Annotated in this window: 1 protein-coding gene; it reads right to left on the minus strand. The window is 48.3% G+C overall.

The genetic code is table 11. The annotated features are described in order from the left end of the window. Positions 1 to 90: 90 nt before the first annotated feature. Entirely contained in the window at positions 91 to 1,401 is a 1,311-nt protein-coding gene (gene ltrA / locus KOO63_14065; protein MBU8922938.1) for a group II intron reverse transcriptase/maturase, read from the minus strand. Positions 1,402 to 1,921: the final 520 nt, after the last annotated feature.

A 1,921-nucleotide genomic window follows, 5' to 3' on the forward strand; every position in this document is an offset into this window, starting at 1 on the left:
TATCGGGATAGGACCACTCATTACTAAGCGGCCCTCCCACACCACCTGGCATACGGGTCCGTACCAAGGCGGTTCGGCTGATCGGGCAGATCAATTCCCTGGTTGAAATAACCCAAGTGATAGGAAATAGCTGGTAGGAAGAGCAATTACAACCCATTTGACTTTACTCATACGCCAATATTTCTTACGACTGTTCCCGCAAGTCATGGCATAGTTCCGGGAAATTCCCCGTTTCAACAGGTTGCGAACCCTGGTTTTAGGATTCTTCCACTGTTTCCAGAGAAGGCACCTAAGTCGTCTGATGATCCAACTGTTCAAAGATTTAAAGAGGAACCTGGCTTCGCACAGACGGTAATAGTTCCACCATCCTCTAAGGTATTCGTTTAGTGCTTTGATAACCTGCTGAATACTTCTTCCGCAGTTGCGGTTGGTAATCTCACGAATTCTATCCTTGAGACGTTTAATCGTTTCGGAGTGAATTCGGATCTTAGTTTGGCCGCACATATCAATAAACGTAAACCCTAAAAAGTTGCAAAGCCAGGGTCGAGTTACCCGACTTTTCTCTTCGTTCACTTTGAGTTTCAGCCTCCGGGATATGAAATAAGAAACGCTTTCCATCACACGCTCGGCAGCTTTCCTGCTTTTGGTGAAAATCAGAAAGTCGTCGGCATATCTCACAAACCGGTGACCTCTTCTTTCCAGCTCCTTATCCAATTCATCCAGGACAATATTGGAGAGCAAAGGAGAGAGTGGACCGCCCTGGGGTGTCCCTTCGAAGCGGGGGCTTTCAAGACCTTCGAGAAGTAAACCGGCTCTCAGATAGGAGCGGATCAATTTGAGTAACCGCTTATCCTTTATCTTTGTGCCCAGTCTACTCATCAATCGATCATGATGAACCCGGTCGAAGAACTTGGACAGATCCATGTCAACAGTATGTTTGTATCCCAAAAGCAGATACTCCTTTGCCTTTAACACAGCCCCATGTTGAGATCTACCTTCTCTGAATCCATAACTGAAGTCAGAAAAAGTGGGGTCCCATATGGACTGTAGTACCTGGGCAATGGCTTGCTGAATCAGACGATCCAGGACTGTAGGAATCCCAAGCAATCTTTCCCCTCCGTTTGGCTTAGGGATTAGCTTTCCCCTGACCGGAAAAGGTGAATAATGACTTGCTAACAAAGATTCCCTGATTTTGAGCCAGTGTCGTTTCAGGTAACCGGGAAGTTGAGTGACTCTCATGCCATCAACCCCAGGCGCACCTTTGTTACGACAGACTCGTTTGAGTGCTCTCAGCATATTTCCCCGCTCAAGAATCATTTCCATGAGGTGGGAACTCTCTGTCGGATGTTCGGTAGCAAATGACGCTACGGCTATTTCAGATCTCTGCTGCGCTATAACCATAAGACTTAAGCTCCTAATAATCACTTCCATTTACCCGTACCATTCGGTTCGGGCACCGTTCGGGCCTTTCACCAGAGTGAGGAGAGGAGACCTTCTTTCTCTTCACCGGCTGGTTACAGTATGCCCTCTGCTGACTTCTTCCATACGATCTGATCGGGTTACCCTTCTCTCAGCCCACCATCAACGATGAGCATATGGAAGACCTCCCGGGGTAAATACATTTCTTTCAGCGCACGAGCGTTGAGTATACAGACACTGCCTATAATGGATAGAGGACTTAACCTTGTGTTGCAGGCTCGTCCCACAGTGCATGCCTGACTCACTGGCTGTTCGTCACCCCGCGCTTTTGCGGTACCCTTTGCAGGGCTACTGCCTTCCGAAGCACCGTCACCGGATACCCCGTTGTAATACCGCTACACCCTTCGCCTCCATCTGGCTGGGTCTAAGACTTGCTGAACCAACACTTGACATGTTAGGTTCAGCTCACTATTAAGAAATGCACCGTGCCCGGCACACAACA

It is taken from the genome of Candidatus Latescibacterota bacterium, from assembly GCA_019038625.1.
Taxonomy (GTDB): domain Bacteria; phylum Krumholzibacteriota; class Krumholzibacteriia; order Krumholzibacteriales; family Krumholzibacteriaceae; genus JAGLYV01.